Annotated in this window: 23 protein-coding genes and 1 pseudogene; 17 read left to right on the top strand and 7 right to left on the bottom strand. The window is 62.1% G+C overall.

Annotation, left to right across the window (positions count from 1 at the left end):
* Positions 1–132 precede the first annotated feature (132 nt).
* The 8 genes and pseudogenes from trbF to AC3WJE_RS09215 form a co-directional block, all read left to right on the top strand.
* Positions 133–603, top strand: a pseudogene (trbF, locus tag AC3WJE_RS09250) (conjugal transfer protein TrbF); the annotation flags it as partial.
* Entirely contained in the window at positions 600–1,568 is a 969-nt protein-coding gene (trbG, locus tag AC3WJE_RS09245; RefSeq protein WP_493730492.1) for a P-type conjugative transfer protein TrbG, read from the top strand. The pseudogene trbF and the gene trbG, both read left to right, overlap by 4 nt.
* Entirely contained in the window at positions 1,565–2,767 is a 1,203-nt protein-coding gene (locus AC3WJE_RS09240; protein ID WP_493730491.1) for a TraB/TrbI/VirB10 family type IV secretion system protein, read from the top strand. Before trbG ends, AC3WJE_RS09240 begins: the two co-directional genes overlap by 4 nt.
* A complete protein-coding gene (locus AC3WJE_RS09235; protein ID WP_493730490.1) occupies positions 2,764–3,090 on the top strand; it encodes a helix-turn-helix transcriptional regulator in 327 nt (108 codons plus the stop codon). The genes AC3WJE_RS09240 and AC3WJE_RS09235 overlap by 4 nt, the downstream gene beginning before the upstream one ends.
* 53 nt (positions 3,091–3,143) lie before the next feature.
* Positions 3,144–3,530 carry an antitoxin Xre/MbcA/ParS toxin-binding domain-containing protein gene (locus tag AC3WJE_RS09230; protein ID WP_493730489.1) on the top strand — a complete coding sequence of 129 codons (387 nt, stop codon included), beginning with the start codon at positions 3,144–3,146 and terminating at the stop codon, positions 3,528–3,530.
* Complete coding sequence (locus AC3WJE_RS09225; RefSeq protein WP_493730488.1) at positions 3,527–4,069, top strand: RES family NAD+ phosphorylase; 543 nt, start codon at positions 3,527–3,529, stop codon at positions 4,067–4,069. Before AC3WJE_RS09230 ends, AC3WJE_RS09225 begins: the two co-directional genes overlap by 4 nt.
* A gap of 67 nt (positions 4,070–4,136) precedes the next feature.
* The gene (locus tag AC3WJE_RS09220) at positions 4,137–5,108 is read left to right on the top strand and encodes a hypothetical protein (protein WP_493730487.1); all 972 of its coding nucleotides are present in this window, start codon (positions 4,137–4,139) and stop codon (positions 5,106–5,108) included.
* The gene (locus AC3WJE_RS09215; RefSeq protein ID WP_493730486.1) at positions 5,105–6,823 is read left to right on the top strand and encodes a hypothetical protein; all 1,719 of its coding nucleotides are present in this window, start codon (positions 5,105–5,107) and stop codon (positions 6,821–6,823) included. Before AC3WJE_RS09220 ends, AC3WJE_RS09215 begins: the two co-directional genes overlap by 4 nt.
* Positions 6,824–7,227: 404 nt before the next feature.
* Here the strand turns inward: AC3WJE_RS09215 and AC3WJE_RS09210 are convergent, their stop codons facing one another.
* Positions 7,228–7,596 carry a helix-turn-helix transcriptional regulator gene (locus tag AC3WJE_RS09210; protein ID WP_493730485.1) on the bottom strand — a complete coding sequence of 123 codons (369 nt, stop codon included), beginning with the start codon at positions 7,594–7,596 and terminating at the stop codon, positions 7,228–7,230.
* A gap of 282 nt (positions 7,597–7,878) precedes the next feature.
* Here AC3WJE_RS09210 and AC3WJE_RS09205 point away from each other — a divergent pair, with 282 nt between their 5' ends.
* The 6 genes from AC3WJE_RS09205 (at position 7,879) to AC3WJE_RS09180 (ending at position 14,537) form a co-directional block, all read left to right on the top strand.
* Complete coding sequence (locus tag AC3WJE_RS09205; protein WP_493730484.1) at positions 7,879–8,010, top strand: hypothetical protein; 132 nt, start codon at positions 7,879–7,881, stop codon at positions 8,008–8,010.
* Positions 8,011–8,187: 177 nt separating this feature from the next.
* Entirely contained in the window at positions 8,188–9,858 is a 1,671-nt protein-coding gene (locus AC3WJE_RS09200; RefSeq protein WP_493730483.1) for an AIPR family protein, read from the top strand.
* A 707-nt stretch (positions 9,859–10,565) separates the two neighbouring features.
* The gene (locus AC3WJE_RS09195; protein WP_493730482.1) at positions 10,566–11,465 is read left to right on the top strand and encodes a hydroxypyruvate isomerase family protein; all 900 of its coding nucleotides are present in this window, start codon (positions 10,566–10,568) and stop codon (positions 11,463–11,465) included.
* Between the two features lie 30 nt (positions 11,466–11,495).
* Positions 11,496–13,181 (top strand): GMC oxidoreductase, encoded by a 1,686-nt coding sequence (locus AC3WJE_RS09190; RefSeq protein ID WP_493730481.1) that lies wholly within the window; start codon positions 11,496–11,498, stop codon positions 13,179–13,181.
* Complete coding sequence (locus AC3WJE_RS09185) at positions 13,181–13,747, top strand: gluconate 2-dehydrogenase subunit 3 family protein (protein ID WP_493730480.1); 567 nt, start codon at positions 13,181–13,183, stop codon at positions 13,745–13,747. The genes AC3WJE_RS09190 and AC3WJE_RS09185 overlap by 1 nt, the downstream gene beginning before the upstream one ends.
* A 43-nt stretch (positions 13,748–13,790) precedes the next feature.
* Positions 13,791–14,537, top strand: a complete 747-nt coding sequence (locus AC3WJE_RS09180; RefSeq protein WP_493730479.1) for a 3-keto-disaccharide hydrolase — start codon at positions 13,791–13,793, stop codon at positions 14,535–14,537.
* Positions 14,538–14,729: 192 nt separating this feature from the next.
* On the opposite strand, the gene AC3WJE_RS09175 is transcribed toward AC3WJE_RS09180, so the two are convergent.
* From AC3WJE_RS09175 to AC3WJE_RS09155, 5 genes are all read right to left on the bottom strand, one after another.
* Positions 14,730–15,026 (bottom strand): c-type cytochrome, encoded by a 297-nt coding sequence (locus AC3WJE_RS09175; RefSeq protein WP_493730478.1) that lies wholly within the window; start codon positions 15,024–15,026, stop codon positions 14,730–14,732.
* Between the two features lie 14 nt (positions 15,027–15,040).
* Complete coding sequence (locus AC3WJE_RS09170; protein ID WP_493730477.1) at positions 15,041–15,898, bottom strand: sugar phosphate isomerase/epimerase family protein; 858 nt, start codon at positions 15,896–15,898, stop codon at positions 15,041–15,043.
* A 189-nt stretch (positions 15,899–16,087) separates the two neighbouring features.
* Positions 16,088–17,233: a Gfo/Idh/MocA family protein gene (locus AC3WJE_RS09165; protein WP_493730476.1), complete on the bottom strand. Its 1,146-nt coding sequence runs from the start codon at positions 17,231–17,233 to the stop codon at positions 16,088–16,090.
* 12 nt (positions 17,234–17,245) lie between these two features.
* Positions 17,246–18,466, bottom strand: a complete 1,221-nt coding sequence (locus AC3WJE_RS09160; protein WP_493730475.1) for a nucleoside permease — start codon at positions 18,464–18,466, stop codon at positions 17,246–17,248.
* Positions 18,467–18,493: 27 nt separating this feature from the next.
* Positions 18,494–19,546, bottom strand: a complete 1,053-nt coding sequence (locus tag AC3WJE_RS09155; RefSeq protein ID WP_493730474.1) for a sugar phosphate isomerase/epimerase family protein — start codon at positions 19,544–19,546, stop codon at positions 18,494–18,496.
* Between the two features lie 359 nt (positions 19,547–19,905).
* On the opposite strand from AC3WJE_RS09155, the gene AC3WJE_RS09150 reads away from it, so the two are divergent.
* Positions 19,906–20,910: a LacI family DNA-binding transcriptional regulator gene (locus tag AC3WJE_RS09150; RefSeq protein ID WP_493730473.1), complete on the top strand. Its 1,005-nt coding sequence runs from the start codon at positions 19,906–19,908 to the stop codon at positions 20,908–20,910.
* A 125-nt stretch (positions 20,911–21,035) separates the two neighbouring features.
* Here AC3WJE_RS09150 and AC3WJE_RS09145 read toward each other — a convergent pair whose 3' ends face one another.
* Positions 21,036–21,518 (bottom strand): MarR family winged helix-turn-helix transcriptional regulator, encoded by a 483-nt coding sequence (locus AC3WJE_RS09145; RefSeq protein WP_493730472.1) that lies wholly within the window; start codon positions 21,516–21,518, stop codon positions 21,036–21,038.
* Positions 21,519–21,603: 85 nt separating this feature from the next.
* Between AC3WJE_RS09145 and AC3WJE_RS09140 the strand changes: the two genes are divergently transcribed.
* Entirely contained in the window at positions 21,604–21,972 is a 369-nt protein-coding gene (locus AC3WJE_RS09140) for an antibiotic biosynthesis monooxygenase family protein (RefSeq protein ID WP_493730471.1), read from the top strand.
* Between the two features lie 5 nt (positions 21,973–21,977).
* Positions 21,978–22,424: a hypothetical protein gene (locus AC3WJE_RS09135; protein ID WP_493730470.1), complete on the top strand. Its 447-nt coding sequence runs from the start codon at positions 21,978–21,980 to the stop codon at positions 22,422–22,424.
* Positions 22,425–22,444 lie beyond the last annotated feature (20 nt).

Raw genomic sequence — 22,444 nt, 5'->3', positions numbered from 1 at the left:
CGGCGTGAACCATCCCTTGGGCAGTTTCGCCTCGGTCTCGCTCATCAACTCGGCCGCGCTGCAGTCCAGTGCCACGGCGATCTTCAGCGCCAGCACCAGATTCGGCAGATGCTCGCCGCGTTCGATCTTCCCCAGGTGCGCGCGGTCGGGCCGGCGCTGGAGGCGTACCGGCCGACCGATGCGCAGATCGCGCGCGAACTGGAGCGCTTCATCCGCAACGTGCGCTCGCTGCCGCTCGATCCTGTGGTGCTGCGAACGAACTGGCTGGAGGCTTACGACTACGCCACCGATCGCGGTGCGACGGCGCTCAATACCTATGCGCGCGATAACGATCCGTTCGCGCGCGTGGGCCGCGTGACGGTGGCGGTCGAAGTGACCAGTGTCGTGCGTGCTTCGGAATCTTCGTTCCAACTGCGCTGGATCGAGCGCAGCACGGTCAATGGTTCACCCGGTGGGGTCGAGCGCTGGACCGCGATCGTCACCGTGGTGATGCAACCGCCGCGCGACGAGGTGCGGTTGCGCAAGAACCCGCTGGGCATCTACGTCAACGGGCTGGACTGGAGCCGGGAATTCGGCTCGACCGCTGCAGGAGAATCGCCATGAACCGAATCGTTGCGACGATCGCGCTGTGCATCGTGTTGGGCGCCTGCGCCACGACGCGGCCGGCGCCGGAAATCGCGTTGGACGAAGCGCCGGAAGTCGAGGTGCTGCCAGCGCCCGAGCCGCCGGCGCCGGTACAGGTGGTCGAGGTGCCGACACCGCTGCCGTTGCCCGGCCAGCTGAAGTCGCTGCCGATAGCAACCAAGGCCAGTGCGATCAATCCGGCGCGCGCGGTCGCCGCCGCAAATCGCGCTGCGCGCATCGAACCGGTGAAGGACGGCTTCGTCAACGCGATGCAGGTCTGGCCGTACAGCGCCGGCGCGCTGTACCAGGTCTATGCTAGCCCCGGCCGCGTCACCGACATCGCGTTGCAGCCGGGCGAGCAGCTACTGTCGGTGTCGGCGGGCGACACCGTGCGCTGGATCATCGGCGACACAGAGAGCGGCAATGGCGCGGATCTGCGCGTGCACGTGCTGGTGAAGCCGTCGCGCGCCGACCTGCGCACGAACCTGGTCATCAACACCGACCGCCGCAGCTACCACCTTGAGCTGGCGGCGACGCCGGAGACATGGATGGCCTCGGTCGCGTGGGAGTACCCGGATGCGCTGGTGCGCACGCTGCGGCAACGCACCGCCGAGGCGCCAACGACCGTGAGCGATAGCATCGCGCTGGAGCAGCTACGGTTCCGCTACGCGATCACCGGCGATGCACCCGCCTGGCGGCCACTGCGCGCGTTCGACGACGGCCACAAGGTCTACATCCAGCTGCCACCGAACATCGCCCAGGGCGAACTGCCGCCGCTGTTCGTGATCGGCACCGAGGGCGACACTCAGTTGGTCAACTACCGGCTGCGGACGCAGTATCTGGTCGTTGACCGTCTGTTTGGCGCGGCCGAGATGCGGCTGGGCGGCGAACGCCAGCAAGTCGTGCGCATCGAACGCATCGACGGGAGGAAGCGCCGGCGATGAGCGTGCCGCCGAAAGAAGATCCGGCGAAGCTGGAACTGCGGGCGCGGCCGGCGGCCGTGACGCGACTCAACCGTCGCACGCTGATCGTGCTGGTCGGCGGGCTTGCGCTGTGCGTGCTGCTGACGACACTGTGGGCGTTCCGAACGCCGAAGGGGCGAGACGCGCCGGTGCGGGAGACGCACAACGTCGAGCGGGTGACGCCGGCCGAAGGACTGCAGCAGCTTCCGAGCGACTATCGGCAGGTTCCGCCGCCATTTCGCTCCGAAGCGGAATCCACCACTCCCGCAGAAACGGTCGACGCCCTGCCCGCGCCGGACGTTGCAAAGCGTGGTGAGCAGCAGCGCTTGCAGTCCGAAGCCGACGCGGCGGCGAAGGCGCAGGTGCTTTTCCAGACGCGGCAGGCGAGGTCGACCGGTGCGCCGCCGCCGACTGCCACGGAGAACGTGGATGCGCCGGTCATGCCTTGGCTTTCGCCGCCAGGCGCGGCACAGGCCGACGACGACTACGCCCGTCAGAATCGGCAGGCGGACAAGCGGACGTTCGCCGACGCAGAGCCGGACAGCCGGATTTACGGAAGCGCGGAAGTACAGACGCCGCGCTCGCTCTACCAGTTGATGGCAGGCAGCGTGATTCCGGCCGCGCTGGTGACCGCGGTGAACTCCGACCTGCCGGGGCAGGTGATCGCCACGGTCACCGAGCACGTCTACGACAGCGCGACCGGCCGGCGCCTGCTGGTGCCGCAGGGCTCCCGACTGATCGGCCAATACGACAGCCAAGTCGCCTACGGCCAGCGCCGCATGCTGATGGTGTGGACGCGTCTGATCCGCCCGGACGGCTCCTCGCTGGTGCTCGACCGCCTGCCGTCGACCGACGTCGCGGGGCAGGCCGGGCTGGAGGACCGCGTGGACTGGCACTGGCGCCGCATCTTTGCCGGCGCGGCGCTCTCGACACTGATCGGGGTCGGCGCCGAGCTGGCCGCACCCGATCGCGTCGATGCCGATGGCCGCATCGTCATCGCCACGCGCGAGAGCGTGCAGGAGACCGTCAACCAGGTCGGCCAGCAGGTCACTCGCCGCAACTTGGACTTGCAGCCGACGTTGAGGGTGCGGGCGGGGTTTCCGGTGCGGGTGATAGTGAACCGCGACTTGGTGCTGCAGTTGGACCGACCGATGAAACTCCAGACAGGAGTGTTGCCATGAGCGTGAGCAAGATGCGGCTCGGAACACCGCCCAAGACAGACATCCATGCGCCAGACACTTCGGTGCCATACCCGCTCCCGGAAACCGGATACCTGCGGCTGCACCACATCATCGGTCGACCGGCCGGCAGGGGGCGCCCGGCGATCCCGGCATTGATCCCGGTCTCGCGCTCGACCTGGTGGGCGGGGGTGAAGACTGGCCGCTACCCACAGCCGGTCCGGCGCTTGGGCCTGCGCATCACCGCTTGGCGGGTGGAGGACGTTCTGGCGCTGGTTACGCCGGCAGACGCAGCTTCCGAAGCTTTGGAGAGGCCAAGAACTTGACATGCATCAAAAAAGCATCATAATTGCATCGCACTACAACTATTGGTCCCCCCATGAATGCCGTCCTGAACCACGATCATGCTGCCCGGTTTCTGGAAGACCTGCGGGAACCTGGCGCGCCTTACTTCTCGCCGTCCGCCTTCAGCGACACACTCCATATCAGTACCCAGCGGCTGGCCGAACTGGCGAAGGTACACCGCACTACGACCACCCGTTCGCCGGACGCGGAGAAGCTGCAGGACTACCTTCGCGGCGCCGCCAGTGTGCTGGCGATCGCGGTGGAATTGACTGGCGGCGACCGCCAGCGGGCGGTGTTCTGGTTCCGCAACGTGCCGTTGATGGAACTGGACGGACGCACCGCCGAGCAACTGGTGGCCGATGGTCTGGCCGAGGGCGTGCGCGACTACCTGATCAACCTGTCGGCCGGCGCCACCGGATGATCTTCGGCATGATCTTCGGCGCCGTCGGGCCAGACGCTGTGTACTACCGCGTCCTGACGCCGAGTTGGGCATTCGAGCCCAAGAGCGGCGCCGGCGCCGCGGCCAAGGGCGGTCGCTTCAACCGCCCGGGGACGCACGCGGTGTATCTGTCGACCACGCCGGACACCGCCATCGCCGAATACGGGCAGGCTGAGCAGTTGTTCTCGCCCGGCACGCTGGCCGCGTACCGGGTGAGATTTGGACGCATCGTCGATTTCCGCGGCGGCTTCTCACCGTCATGGGACGCACTGTGGCGGGAGTGGGACTGCGCCTGGAAGGACTTGTGGTTCCGGCAGCGGATCGAGCCGCCGACCTGGGAAATGGCCGACCGCGTGCTCGCATCGGGCGCTGCCGGCTTGGCTTTCCCGTCGACGCAACGGCCGGGCGGGATGAACCTGGTGCTCTATCCGGGTCAGTTGACCGCAGATGATCTGTTCGAAGTGCACGATCCAGATGGACTGCTGCCGCGCGACCGGACATCCTGGCGCAGTTCGTTGTGAGTTCGCGTTCGGCGAACTGCAGCAGGTGGTTCCCGGGGTCCGGAAAATGCAAAGTGCGGGGTAATGAATGTCTGGCCATGAACGTTTACTCGCCCCGGACCAGATCCCCAGCTGCCTTTGGAATCCATTATCTGGAGTGCTCACCCTCCCTGAGGCCCTCGCCAACGCCTATGTTGCGTTGACTGATCACCACGGTTTGCGCGAACAAGGCCTGGAAAAAGAGAAAGGCCCGGGCGTTACGGGGGGACAAGGTCGTAGCGAACAGCTCGACTACTTCGCAAAGAAGTTTGATGGTTCCTCTGCCAGAGCCATGCTCACTATGCTCGACCCTGAGCATAAAGCTGGTAACACATCGGACCGAATACTGGCATCCATTGCCGGCAATGTCGTTTGCATGACCGATGCGCCCTGCGGAGCGGGTGCAGCGTCACTGGGCATGCTCTGCACCCTGAGCGTGCTGCGTGAAAAGGGCGTTTTGCCGCGTATGCCGCTCACCGTCCGATGGGTTGGCGGCGAGCTGTCCGCCGATGCCATTGAGTTATCGCGTGCCATGTTCGAAGCTGTCGCGCCCACTTTAGAAGCGCAGGCAATCTTTCTCGACAGACAGTGGGTTCCATGGAATGTGATGGATCCGATGTCTACAGCTGATCTCGTACGAGCCAGCGAGCGGGCTTCAGTCGCCGCCGACATGCGGCTGCTAGTCGTCGCTAACTTCAGCGGCGCTCTGCAACGCGATCAAAGGCGAGATGCGGCCCGCGCTCAGCTGGAGGAGGTGTTTCGGTATGCCTCGGGAGCTAACAGTGCTGCCGTGTGGATCGAGCCCGACATGAACCTATCGATGGACAGGGGCGGTCTGTTCAGCTGGCTCCGCCGCGAATTCAAGTCGCTTTGGGATCGCATGGTGGGTCCCGACCCTGAACCCAAGCCGGATGAACCAGCTCACCGCTGTGAGGCCAGTTTTGTGTTGCCTTTGAAACCGGATACGACCAGCCGGGTGAAGTTGGCAGTCATGCCCATCAGCTTCGCGAGACGTCCATGATGCGCAAGCCGGGGACGTTCGCTGCCCGAGCGACAGGCCAGTATCGCGCGCGTGACACGCTAACCTACCTTGGGTTGCGGTACTACCTCGATAACAGCGCGGCGACGTCTGACAGGTGGGTCAGTGAAGTTGCTGCCTCGCTTGTACGCCAGCGAAATGTCGCCCCGTACCATAGGGCTTATCACTTCAAGGAAGTGAGCGGAGATGGAGAGCTACAGCGTCGGGAACTCATGTTGCCTGCGCCGAATGAAGCGCTCGTAGAAGCCTTCCTGATCGACACATGCGCGATGCAAGGTGGCCCTTTCGCCCGTAGTCCGAATGTTTTCAGCTATTGGCCATCGCAGCCCGGTGACAGAAGAGGTGTCTTCGTTGACTACATTGTTGGGTTAAAAGAGCGGTACGCCGCCATCACGAACGCTTGTCATCGAGCCCATGACGTTACTGTGTGCTTTCGAGACATCAAGCGGTTCTATCCATCGATCCGCATTGTGAATGCACGCCGTGCGTGGCAATCCGCGTGCGAAGTCGCCGGCTTGGATCGAGCCCATCAAGAATTAGGCGACCGATTGCTCGCAGACCATGCAATAGCTGGCAACGGGCACCTTCTGACGGGACCAATGTTTAGCCACTTTATCGGTAACTTGTATCTGCGCCCGTTGGATGAGCGCATGCTGGAGGGGCCTGCGCAGTACATCCGCTATGTCGACGACGTGACGCTAGTGGGGTCTCGCGAAGCGATTAGGATCTCGCTCGTCATTTTGCAGGAGGAGATCGACAAGCTGGAACTTGCGCTCCACGACAGCGATTCCCCGAAGAGTCTGGAAGTCAGCAAGCAGGACTGGCTGTTGGGTGAGAACGACTACGGCAAGGATTCCGCATGGATGTACCTGATCGGAGATATCAAGAAATTTCTTCTTTGGTATCCGGAATCAACCGAGGCACTACGTGCTGCGATGGTCGCCGAAGACCTGCGGCTCCCGATTCCTGACTACAGCATCGCCGTGCGCGAATCTAGCTACGCCGAACGTGCACTGCGTTTTATGGGCTGGGGAAAGTATCGCGATGGTGTCCAAGGACTCAAATTGATAGAACTCGTGACGCGAGCCAAGGAGCTGCGCGTCACAATAGACCAAGAGTTGATACAGACTGTTGAGCAGCTCGGCAAGAGCCAAGGTTACTCGGCGAAGCGCCTCTTAACCCGTTGCCGCTATCTCGCTGGACGGCTCATCTACATCGCCGAGTCTGGCCGGCTTGGCGAATTGTCCCACAGCATGCGGCCCTTTCCAGACCTAACATTCCAGGCGGCCGTTGCACACGCCGTCTCCAGCCGTAACGTAGACGAGCTGGTAGACATGGGCGTTAATGGGGCACAAGCCGCCTCACAACCCTTACGAGCTTCAACACGGGCGGTGTCGTTAACGCGGCCCATCGAGCAACCGTGGCAGCTTCAGGTCACCAACATCTTGGCCGTCAACGGTCTTCATATCGACAGCAACGAAGCGTTGCGGATAAATGACCCGCTTCATAGGTTTGCAACTCAGGGCGTCACAGTTGATCTAATGAAGCACGAAAACGCATATGTCCGAGAGCTCGCCTGTCTTCATGGATTGCAGGATGGCACTCGGCATCAGTCGATGATGGAGACCGCCTTTGACCCAGCTCAGGACATTGTGCTCGATGCAATCGAGCAGGCGCGCGGATCTTTTTCGACCTAATGTGCGCGGTGACGCTGTCTTCGCCGCTACGGCGTTCAGCGTCTAGCCTCCGCAATGGGTCGAAGTAGCTGCTGACCCGCTGTCAACGAGCGGATCACATCACCCGACCCATCAGATGCACTCTTCGGATGGTTCAAAATGGGCAGTACGGAGTTCCAATTTGGGCCCCGGGTTTGAAGGGGCTGAACCAGCGAATGGACGTGAGTCAGGGCGTGAGTCAGCCGCTTTTCTTACTACAGAAATTCCTTATAATTCTAGGCAGGTACACCATCTTTTCGATTGCTGCTGGGCCAACAGAATCAACGTTTTACGACTCTTGGCGCTCCGCCATGAGGGTGTTCATACCGCCTTGGTGACCGCTTGGTGCCCGTTAGATTCTTGGGTTGCGATGATGTATCTCGGACTCAGGCCTGCACCTCTGACAACAGCCATAACGATAGCCTACCCACCTTGATAGGCTTCGGGAACTTGTCCTCAGCAACCATGCGGTAGATGTGCGTCTTGCTGAGGCCTGTCATTCGAACCACTCGATTTCGGCCGAGCAGCTCTTTGCTGCCGTTGGCCATCGCGCTTTCGAGCGCGCGCTCGATGCCGCTCACGTTGTTGTTCATGTTCTCTCGTTTTGCAAAAGAATAGGTGATGTTGATCTCCCATCCGGCTTCGCGCGTCGCGATCAGGCGTAGCTCGTTGGCATCGAACTTATCCGGTTTCAGCGTGTTGATCGCGTCCTCGACATGGTTCGGCTGCAGTCGGCGTTGCACGTGTTGGAACACGCGCCTGACACCGAACTTCTGAAAGCACCATGCCTAGGCCAGCGAAGAGAGTCGCTGCTCGTTCTCGTGTAGATGCCGACGCAGGATGTCGTGCCTGCCCATGGGTTCCCGGCTACTGGCGCTGGAGGATGACGATGTCGTTAGGTATGTCTACACCACTCAGTGGAGCGGTTCGGAAGGCATATCAAAGTTCCGTGGAGATCAACGATCTATCTGCCGAATGGACATCGTGGGTGAGGCATTGGAAGAGTTCTGTACGGGAAGCTGATGCGGGGGCTGGAGTTGCACGCCATCATCGGCGGCGTGGCCCATCCCAACGACGTGGGTGCCCGGCTGCGTGAGGTCAAGAAGGTGGCCCACTTCGAGCAGGTTGGCCACAAGCTCGAAGGCTGGGTGGATGTCGCTTACTGGTAGCTTCTTCTACAGCTCCCGCGTAACAAGGAGTCGCGTCGTAGATGCATCCAGAGTGATTGCTTCTGGCCGGAGGCTATGCCAGCCGGCGCGCTAGCTTGGATACGGCCATCAAACACCGGCTAGGAGAATGCTTCAAAGAATCGCGATACCATCGCCATCCATAAGGATGGGGACAATATGTCGAAGCTACATGTGAAGCAGATTGAGGGTTACATCAACCAGAATCTCAGTGATCTGGTCGACATGAGCGACTATGCCACTCACAAAGATCCCGCTCAGGCCAAGAAAGCCTTCTTGTCACGGGGGTTGGCTGCTTTAGCAGCTTCTCACCTATCGGAGAAGCCGCTCAGCGAACTCGCGCACTTCGTTACCGATGGGCAGAACGATGGTGGGATCGATCTTATTTTCTTCGATATCAACGAGCGATCCCTTTACTTGGTGCAAACCAAGTGGCACGACGATGGTCACGGCTCCCTGGAACTTGGGGATGTTCTGAAGTTTATCGAGGGCGTGCGGAAGGTCCTCGATAACGACATTGATCGTCTGAACGATCGGATCAAGGCTCGCAAGACTGACATCGAGAGCGCTTTGTACGATGCGAACGCGAAATTTGTGCTGGTACTTGCGCATACAGGTCAGGAGTCACTTAGTAGCGATGTTTCCGCCGCAGTGACGTCGTACGTGGACTCCCAGAACGACACGTCTGAATTGATGAGTGTTCGTGTTCTGACCCAGGCTGATATGCATCGGGCGGTCGCAGCGGGTGTCGCAGGCTCCCCTATTGCAATCGAGGTTCAAATTTCCGCGTGGGGGCAAATGAGGGATCCTCACTTTGCGATCTATGGACAGGTTTGCGCCGCCGATGTTGCGGCCTGGATGCACGTGCATGGTGCTCGACTCTTCGATAGTAACCTTCGTCATTTCCTCGGTACTAGCGTCGTGAATCAGGACATTGTTGCGACGTTGCTGGAGCGTCCAGCGGACTTTTGGTACTTCAATAATGGGATCACCGCTGTTGCGACTGAGGTGGCGAAGAAGCCGTTAGGAGGCAACTCGACTGAATCGGGGATCTTTGAATGTTCAGGCTTTTCCGTGGTGAACGGTGCTCAGACCGTCGGTTCGATTAGTGCTGCCGCCGCACAGAATTCTGAGGCGGTGGCAAAGGCTATGGTCCCGGTCAGGATCATTTCCAGCGCGGAGAGCGGTGGCGCCTTCAGCTCTGAAGTGACCCGCTTCACAAATACCCAAAACGCCATTGAAAAGCGCGACTTCGTGGCATTGGATCCGGAGCAGGAGCGGATTAGACAGGAGCTTCATATCGAAACGGTGGAGTATGCGTACAAGGCTGGGAGCGGTTCCGGATCCTCTGGTTCGAGGTTCGATCTCGCTGAAGCTACGGTCGCCATGGCGTGTGTCAATCCGGATGTGGGGCTTGCAGTCCAGGCAAAGCGCGAGATTGGCAGGCTGTGGGAGGATATCGGTAAGGCGCCTTATAAGCAGTTGTTCAACGCAGGTTTGTCAGGACCCGCGCTATGGGAAGTCGTTCAGGCGCTCCGCGAGATAGAATCGAGTTTGAGTGCGGTGGCGAAGCAGTACAGCGGCCGGGATAGCCTTATCTGTATTCACGGCAACCGATTTATTCAGTGGGCTGTTCTGCGAGCTGTGGGGATGAAGCAGGGGGACACCTTTCTTAATGTTGCAGCCCACATCCAAGCTACGGTCACGGCTACCGTTTCCGACGTCATTGCTCTCGCCAAGAGCGAATATCCCGATGCTTACCCGGCTAGCCTCTTCAAAAACCTCGCGAAGTGCCGGTCTTTAGCGAGCAAGTTGACGCCAGTCTCATGAGGCTTCAAAGCATTTCCCGCGAGCGCCGCAGGATTTGCGCGAGCAGCTGAAGCAGGACTTGGTCGAGAAGCTGCGCTGTCGATTTTTGCTGGCCGGAAGTGGGCACCACCCTCCTACCGTGCCCAGCGAGCACGGTAGGAGTAGGGGGGTATTTCTCACGCTGCGTGGGTCCTGCCTGCCCGTTGTCGCAACTGCGCCCGACAGGCCAAGCTCCAAAGCTGCATCATGGCAGCGAATCGTTCCTGTTGATGAATCCGGACTGGGCGAAGGCCTAGCGCCGGGACTATCGCCGATCGGTCACTAGTAAAGCAGAACACGCGAGGCCATGGCCTCGGAGCTACTGAGTCAGCAGGCGAAGGAGCTGACAGCCGGATCTGCGATCCCCCCGGGAGCATCGTTTGTTGCATGCGCAGCATCGAGCGGAGGCAGGCGGAGCTGTCTCAAGAGCTCTGTTGCTCACGCCGCAGATGGACGCAAGACATTGTGCTTTGCAGCACGAAATTTCGAGTTGGAGGCCTTGCAATCAGGCATGTTGCTGCTTATCGTGCAATCGATTGCACGTCGATGAATTTTCAGGATTCGCGCCGGTTGGGAGGCCGGCAGATGGTGAATATCCATTCGATCAAACCGGTGTATTGCCTCCGGCGCTGGAACACATCTCACAGCAAGGGCTACGTCTCGCCCGGCTCGCTTGAGCAACGTCTCTTTTGTGGATCGAGGGCGCCGGGATGAGCTCCTCCAATCATGAATGCACGAGGCGCGATGCGATACGCGCAGCGGTGATGGGGGGCATCGGGTTGAGCGTAGCCGGGATTGTTCCCGCGCTCGCCGCCGCAGAACCGCTCAAGGGCAACCTGAAACATTCCGTCGCCCGCTGGACGTTCAAGCAGCAATCGGTCGCGCAGCTTTGTCAGACGGTGAAGGGCCTCGGCTTTTCCGCCATTGATCTGGTCGGCCCGGAAGATTGGCCCACGTTGAAGGCGCATGGCGTGTTCAGCTCGATGTGCAACGGCGCGGAGTTGGGCCTGGAGAAAGGCTTCGCTGCCACCCAGTTCCACGATGAACTGGTGGAGCGCTACAACCGGCACATCGATCTGGTGGCGGATGCCGGCTACCGCAATCTCATCTGCTTTTCCGGCAATCGTAACGGCATGGATCCCGCGGAAGGGATGGCGAACGCCGAGACAGGGCTGAAGCGCATCCTCGCGCATGCCGAGAAGCGTGGCGTCACGCTGGTGATGGAACTGCTCAATTCCAGGGTGGACCATCCCGACTATCTGTGCGATCACTCCGCGTGGGGCGTTGAGCTGTGCAAGCGGATCGGATCGAGCAATTTCGGATTGCTTTACGACATCTATCACATGCAGATCATGGAAGGCGACATCATCGCCAGCATCCGCAAGAACCATCAGTTCTTCGTGCATTACCACACTGCAGGCGTACCGGGTCGGCACGAGATCGGCGACAACCAGGAGCTCCACTATCCCGCCATCTGCCGTGCGATCCGCGAGAGCGGATTCGAGGGCTATCTGGCGCAGGAGTTCATTGCTACGGCGCCGGATCCGGTCGCTTCGCTGCGTGAGGCGATACGTCTCTGCGACGTCTGAAATCAGCTATCCACCAAGGGAAACATACCCATGGCAGACAATCACTACGACGCCATCGTCGTTGGATCGGGAATCAGCGGCGGCTGGGCCGCCAAGGAACTGACCGAGAAGGGGCTCAAGGTCCTGATGCTTGAGCGTGGCCGCAACATCGAGCACGTCAAGGACTACGTCAACGCGATGAAGGAGTCGTGGGACTATCCGCATCACAACATCCCGACCCAGGCGATGAAGGCGGATTACCCGGTGCTGAAACGCGACTACGGTCTGTCCGAAAGCACGTCGGGAATGTGGGCCAACGAAAAGGAGTGCCCCTACACGGAAACCAAGCGGTTCGACTGGTACCGCGGTTATCACGTCGGTGGCCGCTCGCTGTTGTGGGGCCGGCAGAGTTATCGCTTTTCGAACATGGATTTCGAAGCGAATGCGAAGGAAGGCATCGCCGTTGACTGGCCGATCCGCTACGCCGACATCGCGCCCTGGTATGACTACGTCGAGAAGTTCGCGGGCATCGCCGGTACCGTCGAAGGGCTGGACGTTCTGCCTGACGGCCAGTTCCTGCCACCGATTCCGTTGAACATCGTGGAAAAGGACGTGGCGGCACGGATCAAGACGGCGTTTGGTGGTACCCGCCATATGATCCACTCGCGTACTGCGAACATCACCGAGCCCAAGATCGAACAGGGCCGCGTCAATTGCCAGTACCGCAACAAATGCATCCTGGGTTGCCCGTTTGGTGCTTACTTCTCGACCCAGTCGGCGACGCTGCCGGCGGCGATGAGGACGGGCAACCTGACGCTACGCCCGTTCTCGATCGTCAAGGAGGTGCTCTACGACAAGGACCGCAAGCGTGCGCGGGGAGTGGAGATCATCGATGCCGAGAACGGCCAGACCTATCAGTACACGGCCAACGTCATTTTCCTCAACGCATCGGCGTTCAACTCGACGTGGTTGCTGATGAACTCGGCCACCGACGTGTGGGAAGGCGGCCTGGGATCCTCTTCCGGCGAATTGGGTCACAACGTCATGGATCACCACTTCCAGGTGGGTGCCTCCGGCACGGTCGAAGGCTATGAAGACAAGTACTACTTCGGTCGCCGCCCCTGCGGGTTCTATATTCCGCGCTTCCGCAACGTCGGTAACGACAAGCGCGACTACCTGCGCGGATTTGGTTATCAAGGTTCGGCCAGCCGCACCGGGTGGTCGCGCGACATTGCCGAACTCAACATCGGCGCCGACCTGAAAGACGCGCTGACCGTGCCGGGAGACTGGACCATCGGCATGACCGCGTTTGGAGAGATGCTGCCCTACCACGACAACACGATCAGCCTCGATCCGAGCCGCAAGGACAAGTGGGGGCTGCCGGTGCTGGCGATGGATGTTTCCATCCGCAAGAACGAGTTGGCGATGCGCAAGGACATGGGCGTGGCCGCCGCCGAGATGCTGGAGGCGGCGGGCGTCAAGGACGTCAAGGTCAATCAAGGCGACTACGCCCCCGGCATGGCCATCCACGAAATGGGCACGGCGCGAATGGGCCGTGATCGGAAGAGCTCGGTGCTGAACATGCACAACCAGGTCTGGGATGCGCCGAACGTCTATGTGACGGACGGGGCCTGCATGACCTCCAGTTCCTGCGTGAACCCGTCGCTGACCTACATGGCCATGACAGCGCGCGCCGCCGACCATGCGGTACGCGAACTCAAAGCGGGGAATCTGTGATGGAACGTCGTGAGCTTCTGAAAATGATCGCGGCCGCTACCGGTGCGGCGATGATCGGTATGCCGGCCTTCGTCTATGGACAATCCCCGCTCCCGAATGGGAAGAACGATTTTTCCGAGGGCGATGTGGCCAAGCTGGAGGAGATCGCGGAGACGATCCTGCCGCGAACCAAAACGCCCGGGGCGAAGGATGCGGGCGTGGGCGCGTTCATGGCGCGATTCGTGACCGACTGTTACAGCCCCGAAGAGCAGGCGACGTTCCGCGCCGGTCTGGCTGATCTCGACAAGCGTGCTGGAGGCCGCTTCATGTCGATGACGCCCGAAGCCCGTACCGAACTGCTACGCGCCCTGGACACCGAGGCCAAAGCGCCAACGATGGCTTCCACGGGCACCAGCAAGGGGCCGGCGAAGCCGCACTACTTCACGATGATCAAGCAACTCGTCCTCTTCAGCTTCTTCACCTCCAAGGTGGGGGCGACGGAGGTGCTGCACTACGTCGCTGTGCCGGGGCGTTATGACGGCGACCTGGCCTACGAACGCGGCACGCCTGCCTGGGCGACCGGCTGATGATCGTCACCGATGCGCTTGAGTCGATCTTTGGGAGTGAAGGATGTTGATCAAACCGATCGTGATGACGGCCTGCATCCTGGCCGTTGCCCCCGCGTTCGCTCAGGCACCAGACGAGCAGCAGCGCGATCCGGCGAAGACCGAAGTCTGGACGCCGGTTCCGGTGGCGGTTGCCACGCCCAAGGGGGCTGCTCCCTCCGATGCCGTGGTGTTGTTCGATGGCAAAGATCTATCGGCCTGGGAGGGAGAGCTGGGCGGCAAGGCGCCCTGGACCGTCGCCGACGGGGCGCTTACCGTGGTGCCGGGCAGCAAGGGCATCCGCACGAAGAAGAGCTTCTGCGACATCCAGCTTCATATCGAGTGGCGCAGCCCCACCGAGACCAAGGGGTTTGATGGTCAGAACCGCGGGAACAGCGGGATCTTCCTGCAGGAGCGTTACGAGCTGCAGGTGCTGGACAGCTACAACAACCCGACCTACTCCAACGGCCAGGCGGCCTCGATCTACAAGCAGGCCATCCCGCGGGTGAACGCCTCGCGTGCCCCGGGCCTCTGGCAGGAATACGACGTCATCTGGAAGGCGCCGCGCTTCTCCGAGGGTGGCGGGCTTGTCTCGCCCGCCCGCATCACCGTGCTGCATAACGGTGTGCTTGTACAGGACGACACCGTCGTGTCAGGCAGGACCGAATACATCGGAGCGTCTTCCTACTCGCCGCATGGCTGCGCTCCGATTTACCTGCAGGACCACAATTCCAAAGTCAGCTTCCGCAACATCTGGGTGCGCGAGTTGTAGGAAGCTGTTTGCGATCTCTGGGGACGATGGAGACCTCGTCATTCCCGCGAAAGCGGGAATCCATGGACTTATCTCCTACTCACCATCCCCATAAGAACTAACGTCCTTGGATTCCGGCTTTCGCGGGAATGACGACGTCGTTTGGTTTCCAGAGAGCGTAAACGGGAAGGCCGTAGCCCCCCACGCCACCTCTCACTGCTTCAGGAAGGCAGTGATGTCTTCGACATCCTTCTCCGGCAGCTGGCTGAACGGCGGCATCAGTCCGCCCCCTTTTTTGATTTTTTCCTCGATCTGTTTCTGGTCGAGCCGCTTGCCCACATCGGTCAGGGCGGGAAACGTTCCGGCGATGCCACCGCGATTGGCGCCATGGCAGGCCGAGCAGTTCGCGGTGTAGAGCCTGGCACCGGCCGCAGCATCCTGTGCTGATGCCGGTGTGCTCGCAAGCGCCGATGCGAGGAATGGCAGCGCCATCAAGATGGACTTCAACATGGCGTCCTCAGGTGTCAGCGACCTGCGCCTGCGGGCAGGTGTTCGTTGAGGTAGGCCGCACCGGTCTTGATGACGCTGGCTGGATCGAGCGGAGCATCGTGCTCGATGATGTACCACTTCACGCCTGCCCGGGTTGCTGCGGGAAGGATCGCATTCCAATCCAGGACGCCCTTGCCCACCGCGGCAAAACCCTTCTCGTCCTCGGCCTGGCCTTTCGGCGCGTTGTCCTTGGCGTGTACTGCAAATACGCGGCCACGGAACTTGCCCAGGAGCACGGCCGGGTCGTAGCCGGCACGCGCAACCCAGGCCAGGTCCAGCTCGGCCTTGACCGTGGGACCGGCCGCTTCGAACAGGTACTCAAGGCCGGTCTTGCCATTGAAATCGACGATCTCGAAGTCGTGATTATGGTAGGCAAGCGTCATGCCTTGCGCCTGGACTTTCTTCGAAATCTCACCCAGCTCCTTGCCCAGCGCGGTCCAACCGGCGACATCGGTGGGGCGCTCGTCTTCCTTCAGGTAAGGTACGACGAGCGTGGTGTTGCCGATCGATTTGTTGAACGCCACCACGCTGTCGAGATTGCTGCGCAGATCGGCCAGCTGCGTGTGGGTTGAGATGGCCTTGATCGAGTACTTGTCCAGAAGCCGTTTCAGCTCCTTGGCGGAGACATTCTGCGTACCCACGGTCTCCACGGCGTGGATGCCGGCGTCGTGGACGATCTTCAGCTGATCCTCGAGCGATGCGATGTTGCGCAATGTGTACATCTGCACCGCGATGGGCTTGGACTGGGCTCCGGCGTTCTGCGCGAAGACCGGCAGTGCGGCACACAGCAGAAGTACGGCGGTCGCAAATCTGTATGGAGTGGTGATCGTCATGGTTTCCTCCTGAGACTTTGATGGCTACGGACAAGCTGATGGCAGGCGTTCGTGGTGCATGGGGCGCGACAGGTACAGGGTCGGTCGTCCACTTCTCTTGCGCATGCTGATGGGATTACTTGCATTGATTTACCCGTAGATGCGGCCTGGTGGCTCAGTCGTATCGATGTGCCGGCGGTGTGGGATGGATCAGCGCTGCTCGTGATTCGCCTGGCCAATGGGTGTCCAGGCGCGCGTCCTGGCCGATGCGATGACGCTGTCGACGATCCGGGCCGAACGCAGTCCATCGTCGAAGGTCGGCAGCCCTTCCGGCCGCGCGGCATCGATGGCGCGGTAGCTGTCTGCGACAAAGGCCTCGAAGCAGTTGCCGTAGCCCTGCGCGTGACCGGCCGGCAGCACAGAAAGCCGGCGCTGTTCGCTACTTCCCGCGGCCGGGCCACGCACGAAGACCTCCTCGCGCTGGTCGGGGAATCCCATCCAGAGCCGTTCGCTGTCTTCCTGGTCGAACGCCACGCTGGCCTTGGCGCCGTCGATCTCGAACCAGAGGCGATTCCTGCGCCCGGCCGACACCTGGCTCACGGTCAATGAAGCCAGGATGCCGCTGCCGGTCTTGAACATGGCGGCGGCGACGTCCTCACTCGACACGGCCTGCATCTCACCGCCGGCGGCGGGGGTGACGAAACTCTGGCCGGTAACGGCGCCGCGCTCGGCGATCACGGTTTCGAATACGGCGCTGACCTCGGCAAACCGCTCGCCAGTGACCCATTCCACCAGATCGCACCAGTGCGAGCCGATATCGGCGAACACGCGGGACGCGCCGCCCAACGCCGGATCGACGCGCCAATTATTGCTGGCCGGATCCAGCAACCAGTCCTGCAGGTAGCTGCCGTGGATGAGCCGCAGCGGCCCCAGATCGCCCTGGGCGATGCGTGCGCGCGCCTCGCGTACCACCGGGTGATAGCGGTAGACGAAGGGCACTGTGGCCACCAGCCCGGTGGACGCGGCCAACGCCGCCAGGGCCTGGGCATCTTCCAGTGTCGTGGCCAGCGGTTTTTCGCAGATCACGTGCTTGCCTGCCTCCAGCGCCGCCTGCGCCATCGCCCGATGCAGGTGGTTGGGGGTGCACACGTGCACGACCTGCACCTGCGGATCGCTGACGACTTCTTCGATATCGCGATAAGCGCGCGGAACATCCCAGGCCTGTGCCACTTCCCTGGCACGTTCCGGCGACGACGCGCCCACGCCTTTGACGACGGCGCCGGCCAGGATCGCCGCGCGTCGATGCACGGCGCCAATCATCCCGGTGCCCACGATGGCGACCCCAAGCTTGCCCATCTGCCTGTCCCCTCAGTGCGTGGATGGCGCGGTGGCGGTGGAGACCGGCCGTTCGCGGAACAGGAACAGGAAGGCCACCAGCACGACCAGCGCGACACCGGCCGGGAACAGCCAGATCTGTTGCCAATCCCTGCCCGCCGCTGTGGTGTAGTGCTCCACGACCGCGCCGGAAAGAAAGCTTCCGATCAACATGCCGACGCCGTAGGTCGCCAGCGTGATGAAGCCCTGCGCACTGCTGCGCGACGCGGGGCCTGCGTGGTTGTCGGTATAGATCTGGCCGGTGACGAAGAAGAAGTCGTAGCAGATGCCGTGCAGCACGATGCCACTCACCAGCAGCGCAAACCCGGCACCGGCATCGCCGTAAGCGAACAGGGCATAGCGCAGCACCCAGGCCGCCATGCCCAGCGCCAGCATGGTCTTGACACCCAGCCGCACGAACAGGAAAGGCATGGCCAGCATCAGCAGCACTTCGGACACCTGGCCAAGCGATTGCAGTCCGGCCGCGCCGTGCACGCCGAGGTCGTTGAGGTAGGGGTTGGTGAAGTTGTAGTAGAACGACAGCGGGATACAGATCGCGATCGAGGCCAGGAAGAACACCAGGTACGAACGCGACTTCAGAAGGCGCAGTGCATCCAGCCCCAGGATCTGCCCCAGCCGTGCGTTGCGTTGTTGTTCCAGCGGCGGCGTATGCGGGAGGGAGAGCGCGTACAGGCCGAGGACCAGCGAGGCCGCAGCGGCCATCTTGAAGGTGAGTTCAAGCCGATGGGCCTGCTCCCAGCCCAGCCAGCCGATCAGCACGCCGGCGATGATCCAGCCGATGCTGCCGGCGACCCGCACGGGCGGGAACTGTTTCTCGGGCACCTGCATGTGCCGCATCGCGATGCTGTTGGCCAAGGCCAGCGTCGGCATGAACAGCAGCATGTAGGCCATGACGCACGCCGAGAACGTGCCGAAGCTGGTCGCCACGGATGCGCCCCACATCAGCACCGCGCCAGCCAGATGCAATACCGCCAGGATGCGCTGCGCGGCGAAGTAGCGGTCGGCAATCAATCCGACCAGGAACGGCGCGACGATGGCGCCGATGGACTGACTGAGGAACGCCGTCGCCACCTGGCCCGCGGACGCTTGCAGCGGTCCCTGCACCAGGTACGTGCCCAGGGTCACGAACCACGCGCCCCAGATGAAGAACTGAAGAAACATCATCGCGCTCAGGCGCGACATGGTGGACGTCATGACTTCCCCTCCCAGGTCAGTGTCGGATCAGATCCCAAGCATGTTGCGCAGCGCTTCCGGGTCGGCGCCGCTGTCGGCAAAGTCGTCGAACGCGTGCTCGGTCACGCGGATGATGTGCTCGCGGATGAAGGCCGCCCCCTCGCGCGCGCCGTCCTCCGGATGTTTCAGGCAGCACTCCCATTCCAGCACCGCCCAGCCCGGGAAGTCGTACTGGGCCAGCTTGGAGAAGATCGCCTTGAAGTCGACCTGGCCATCGCCCAGCGAACGAAACCGTCCGGGACGATCGATCCAGTCCTGGTAGCCGCCATAGACGCCGCTGCGTGCATTGCCGCGGTATTCGGCGTCCTTGACGTGGAAGATGCCGATCCGCGCGTGATACCGGTCGATGAAGCCCAGATAGTCCATCTGCTGCAGCAGCAGGTGGCTGGGATCGAAAAGAATCCTGGCGCGCGGGTGCTGATCGACGACGTCGAGGAACCGCTCGAAAGTCGCACCGTCATGCAGGTCTTCGCCCGGATGGATCTCGTAACACAGGTCTACCCCGGAGGCCTCGAAGGCATCCAGGATGGGACGCCAGCGGCGGCCGAGCTCGGCGAAGGCTTCTTCCACCAGACCGGCTGGGCGTTGCGGCCAGGGGTAGACATAAGGCCAGGCCAATGCCCCCGAAAACGTGGCATGCGCGGTGAGTCCCAGGCGGCGGCTGGCCTTGGCCGCCAGCAGCATCTGCTCGACGGCCCAGGCTTGCCGGGCCGCAGGATTGCCGCGTTTTTCCGGCGGGGCGAAACCGTCGAACAGGCTGTCATAGGCCGGATGGACCGCGACCAGCTGCCCTTGCAGATGCGTGGACAGCTCGGTGATCTGGATGCCGTGCTGGGCCAGCATGCCGGCGATGTCGTCGCAGTAGGCCTGACTCTGTGCCGCCTGGGCGAGATCGAAGATATGCGGCGCGTTGGTCGGCACTTGTACGCCAGAATAGCCAAGCCCGGCGGCCCATTTCGCCAAGGTGTCCAACCGATCGAACGGAGGCTTGTCACCGATGAACTGTGCGAGGAACAGCGCTGGACCCTTGAGCGTTTTCATGCCGATTCATTACGATGCAATCGATTGCACGATCCTAGCATGGGAAAGTCGGAACACTTGTTGTGCACCGCATCGAAGGAGGCCGGACCAGGGCCTGTCAACGCTATTGAGATAGGCCACGCCACGTCTGGGTGCGTGTGGGGCAAGGAAGAACGAGAGAACTTATGTCGATAAGAGAGCGAGTGATGACACAGCACCGCGCGCGCCCAGACGTGGCCCTTCGGGTTGCCATGCCCGGTGCCCAGGCGGCCGCGCGCGGCTTGGACAGGCGGCCAGCCTGCCGCTGCGCCACGCACGACCACCTGGACGCCGGGCATGGCAACGTGGCCTATCTCAATAGCGTTAACAGGCCCTAGGGCATGTCCACCATTTACGACATCGCAAAACACGCCGGCGTCTCGGCAGGCACCGTGTCGCGTGCGCTGTCCCGGCCAGAGAAAGTCCTGCCGGCCACGCGCGAGCGCATCGAGCAGGCCGCTGCCGTGCTGGGCTATGTCCCCAACGCGGCGGCCAGGACCCTCAAGACCCAGCGCAGCGGCAAGATCCTGGTGACCGTGCCGGACATCGCCAATCCGTTCTTCGCGCAAATCCTGCAAGGCGCCGAGGAAGCCGCACAGGCAGCCGACTATGCGGTGCTGCTCGGCGATACCCAGCACCAACCGGAGCGCGAGGAACGCTACGCGCAGATGCTCCGGCGTAACGAGGCGGATGGCTTGATCGTGCTGGGGCACCGACTGCCGCCAACGGCGAGGGAGATCGTCAGGCAATTCGGCGGCACGGCGCCGGTCGTCAACGGATGCGAATTCGACCCGGCGCTGGGCATTCCCAGCGTCCACATCGACAACGCGGCGGCCTCGCGCACGGCGATGGAGCATCTATACGGCCTGGGACACGAGCGCATCGCCGTGGTGGGTGGCCCGCCCGACAATCCCCTGCATCAACAACGGCTGGAAGGGGCCAAGGCTGCTGCCAGGGCGCGAGGTCGCCTGCGTCTCCTGACGATCGTACCGGGCGATTTTTCGGTTGAATCCGGCTATGCCGCTGCAAAAAAACTGCTGAGCCAGGCATCCACGCCCAGTGCGGCGTTCTGCTTCAGCGACCAGATGGCGCTGGGTGTTCTGGCCGCGTGCAGGGACTTGGGAATCCGCGTGCCGGAGGACTTTTCGATCGTCGGTTTCGACGATCTGGCGTCGTCGCGTTATCTCACGCCGCCGCTGACGACGATCGCCCAGCCCATGCGCGAGATTGGCGTCCGCGCCGTCAACCTCCTGCTCGCCATCATCGAGGCGGTGGAAGTGCCGCATCAACAGACACTGGATTTCAGCCTGATGCTGCGCGCGTCGACCGCCGCTCCTGCGGAGTAGGAAGCACCGGGTCGAAAACCCGACGACGCTTGCAGGTTCAGAGCTTGCAGGTTCAGAGCTTGCAGGCTCCGACTATCGAGAAGACGGAGCCGCGATCCGCTGAAGATATCCGGCGCGGCAATCCCTCAATCTGCTTTCGAATCCGAACTGTTCGCCAGTCGCTGGCGTAGCGCGGACAGCAGATTCCGCGCGAGCTTGATGTCGTCGACCGGGAGTTGGGCGGCGAGCTGGTTGGCCCATGGGATCTGCGCGCGCAGCGCGGCGGCGTGGATCTGTTTGCCGTGCTCGGTCAGCACGATCAGTGGGGCGCGCCGGTGATGCGGGTTCGGTGCGAAGGCGAGGAGGCCTTCCTTCTCCAGTTCGTTGACGATGCGTTGCACGGCCTGCCGGCTATTGCCCAGGTCGCGTGCAAGCCAGGCGACCGGTTGCGGTCGCTCGGCGGCCTCGATGCAACCCAGTATTTGCCACCTGGCACTGGTCAGGCCGAGTTCGGCGACCAGCTTGTCGCCGGCGGAAACGAGCTGACCGTTGAACCGGAAGACTTCGAGGATGAGGTCGGTGACGGCTTGGCCGTTGACCGAGTGCTCTTCGGGAAAGGTTGTGTTCATGTTGCCTATTTGACAATGTGTTGTCGAATTGAATCAATGTTGCACATCCTACCCCAAGTCCGGACTTCGCCCAAGGAGCCAAGCCATGTCAGTTCTCAAGCCGATGGACCCTGCTTTCCCGATTTTCCGCCAGATCGAGGTCGATGCCTCGCCGGTGGTGCTGGTGAACATATTCGTGTTGGACCCGGCCGATGAAGCGGTTTTCAACGCGGTGTGGGAGGAGGACGCGGCGTTCATGAAGGCGCAGCCGGGCTTCATTTCGACGCAGCTGCATCGGGCGATCGGTGAGAGCTGTGTCTATCTGAATCATGCGGTGTGGGCGTCGACCGCCGACTTCCGCGCGGCGTTCACGCATCCGGAGTTCAAGGCCAAGATCAGCGCCTATCCGTCCAGCGCCGTGGCCACGCCGCATCTGTTCCAGAAAGTCGCCGTTCCCGGCATCTGTACGGCGTAGCTGTCATGAAGAAGCTCATTCACCCGATCGCCGGTGTGCTGGCGATGCTGATGATCCTGCTGCTCTGGACCTCCACGGTGGCGGTCGAGTTGCTGGGCACGCCGGCAGCGGTGCTGCAGGTCAAGACGCTGATTCCGTGGGGCTTGCTGATCCTGATTCCGTCGCTGGCCGCAGCGGGCGGAACCGGATTCGTTCTGGGCAAGGGGCGTCTTGGATCGTTGCTGCAGGCCAAGCGCGGGCGCATGCCGTGGATTGCGGCAAACGGCGTGCTGATCCTGATTCCGGCGGCGCTGTTCCTGGCGAGCAAGGCGGCTGCCAGCGAGTTCGATGCGATGTTCTACCTGGTCCAGGCGCTCGAACTGATCGCGGGCGCGATCAACTTCGTGCTGCTGGGTTTGAACATGCGCGATGGGCTGCGCATGAAGGGGCGCCTACGCAAGCGACGCGTCTGAACTCGCGTCGACGGGTGGGT

This window comes from Pseudomonas sp. GW821-FHT07E12, from assembly GCF_058986605.1.
Note: the sequence above shows the minus strand (reverse complement) of the source record. Positions and strands in the feature narration are given on the sequence as shown.

Coding starts and splice junctions, on each gene's coding strand:
- trbG (WP_493730492.1), top strand. CDS start 600: ATGAACCGAATCGTTGCGACGATCGCGCTGTGCATCGTGTTGGGCGCC.
- AC3WJE_RS09240 (WP_493730491.1), top strand. CDS start 1,565: ATGAGCGTGCCGCCGAAAGAAGATCCGGCGAAGCTGGAACTGCGGGCG.
- AC3WJE_RS09235 (WP_493730490.1), top strand. CDS start 2,764: ATGAGCGTGAGCAAGATGCGGCTCGGAACACCGCCCAAGACAGACATC.
- AC3WJE_RS09230 (WP_493730489.1), top strand. CDS start 3,144: ATGAATGCCGTCCTGAACCACGATCATGCTGCCCGGTTTCTGGAAGAC.
- AC3WJE_RS09225 (WP_493730488.1), top strand. CDS start 3,527: ATGATCTTCGGCATGATCTTCGGCGCCGTCGGGCCAGACGCTGTGTAC.
- AC3WJE_RS09220 (WP_493730487.1), top strand. CDS start 4,137: ATGTCTGGCCATGAACGTTTACTCGCCCCGGACCAGATCCCCAGCTGC.
- AC3WJE_RS09215 (WP_493730486.1), top strand. CDS start 5,105: ATGATGCGCAAGCCGGGGACGTTCGCTGCCCGAGCGACAGGCCAGTAT.
- AC3WJE_RS09200 (WP_493730483.1), top strand. CDS start 8,188: ATGTCGAAGCTACATGTGAAGCAGATTGAGGGTTACATCAACCAGAAT.
- AC3WJE_RS09190 (WP_493730481.1), top strand. CDS start 11,496: ATGGCAGACAATCACTACGACGCCATCGTCGTTGGATCGGGAATCAGC.
- AC3WJE_RS09185 (WP_493730480.1), top strand. CDS start 13,181: ATGGAACGTCGTGAGCTTCTGAAAATGATCGCGGCCGCTACCGGTGCG.
- AC3WJE_RS09180 (WP_493730479.1), top strand. CDS start 13,791: ATGTTGATCAAACCGATCGTGATGACGGCCTGCATCCTGGCCGTTGCC.
- AC3WJE_RS09175 (WP_493730478.1), bottom strand. CDS start 15,026: ATGTTGAAGTCCATCTTGATGGCGCTGCCATTCCTCGCATCGGCGCTT.
- AC3WJE_RS09170 (WP_493730477.1), bottom strand. CDS start 15,898: ATGACGATCACCACTCCATACAGATTTGCGACCGCCGTACTTCTGCTG.
- AC3WJE_RS09165 (WP_493730476.1), bottom strand. CDS start 17,233: ATGGGCAAGCTTGGGGTCGCCATCGTGGGCACCGGGATGATTGGCGCC.
- AC3WJE_RS09160 (WP_493730475.1), bottom strand. CDS start 18,466: ATGACGTCCACCATGTCGCGCCTGAGCGCGATGATGTTTCTTCAGTTC.
- AC3WJE_RS09155 (WP_493730474.1), bottom strand. CDS start 19,546: ATGAAAACGCTCAAGGGTCCAGCGCTGTTCCTCGCACAGTTCATCGGT.
- AC3WJE_RS09150 (WP_493730473.1), top strand. CDS start 19,906: ATGTCCACCATTTACGACATCGCAAAACACGCCGGCGTCTCGGCAGGC.
- AC3WJE_RS09145 (WP_493730472.1), bottom strand. CDS start 21,518: ATGAACACAACCTTTCCCGAAGAGCACTCGGTCAACGGCCAAGCCGTC.
- AC3WJE_RS09140 (WP_493730471.1), top strand. CDS start 21,604: ATGTCAGTTCTCAAGCCGATGGACCCTGCTTTCCCGATTTTCCGCCAG.
- AC3WJE_RS09135 (WP_493730470.1), top strand. CDS start 21,978: ATGAAGAAGCTCATTCACCCGATCGCCGGTGTGCTGGCGATGCTGATG.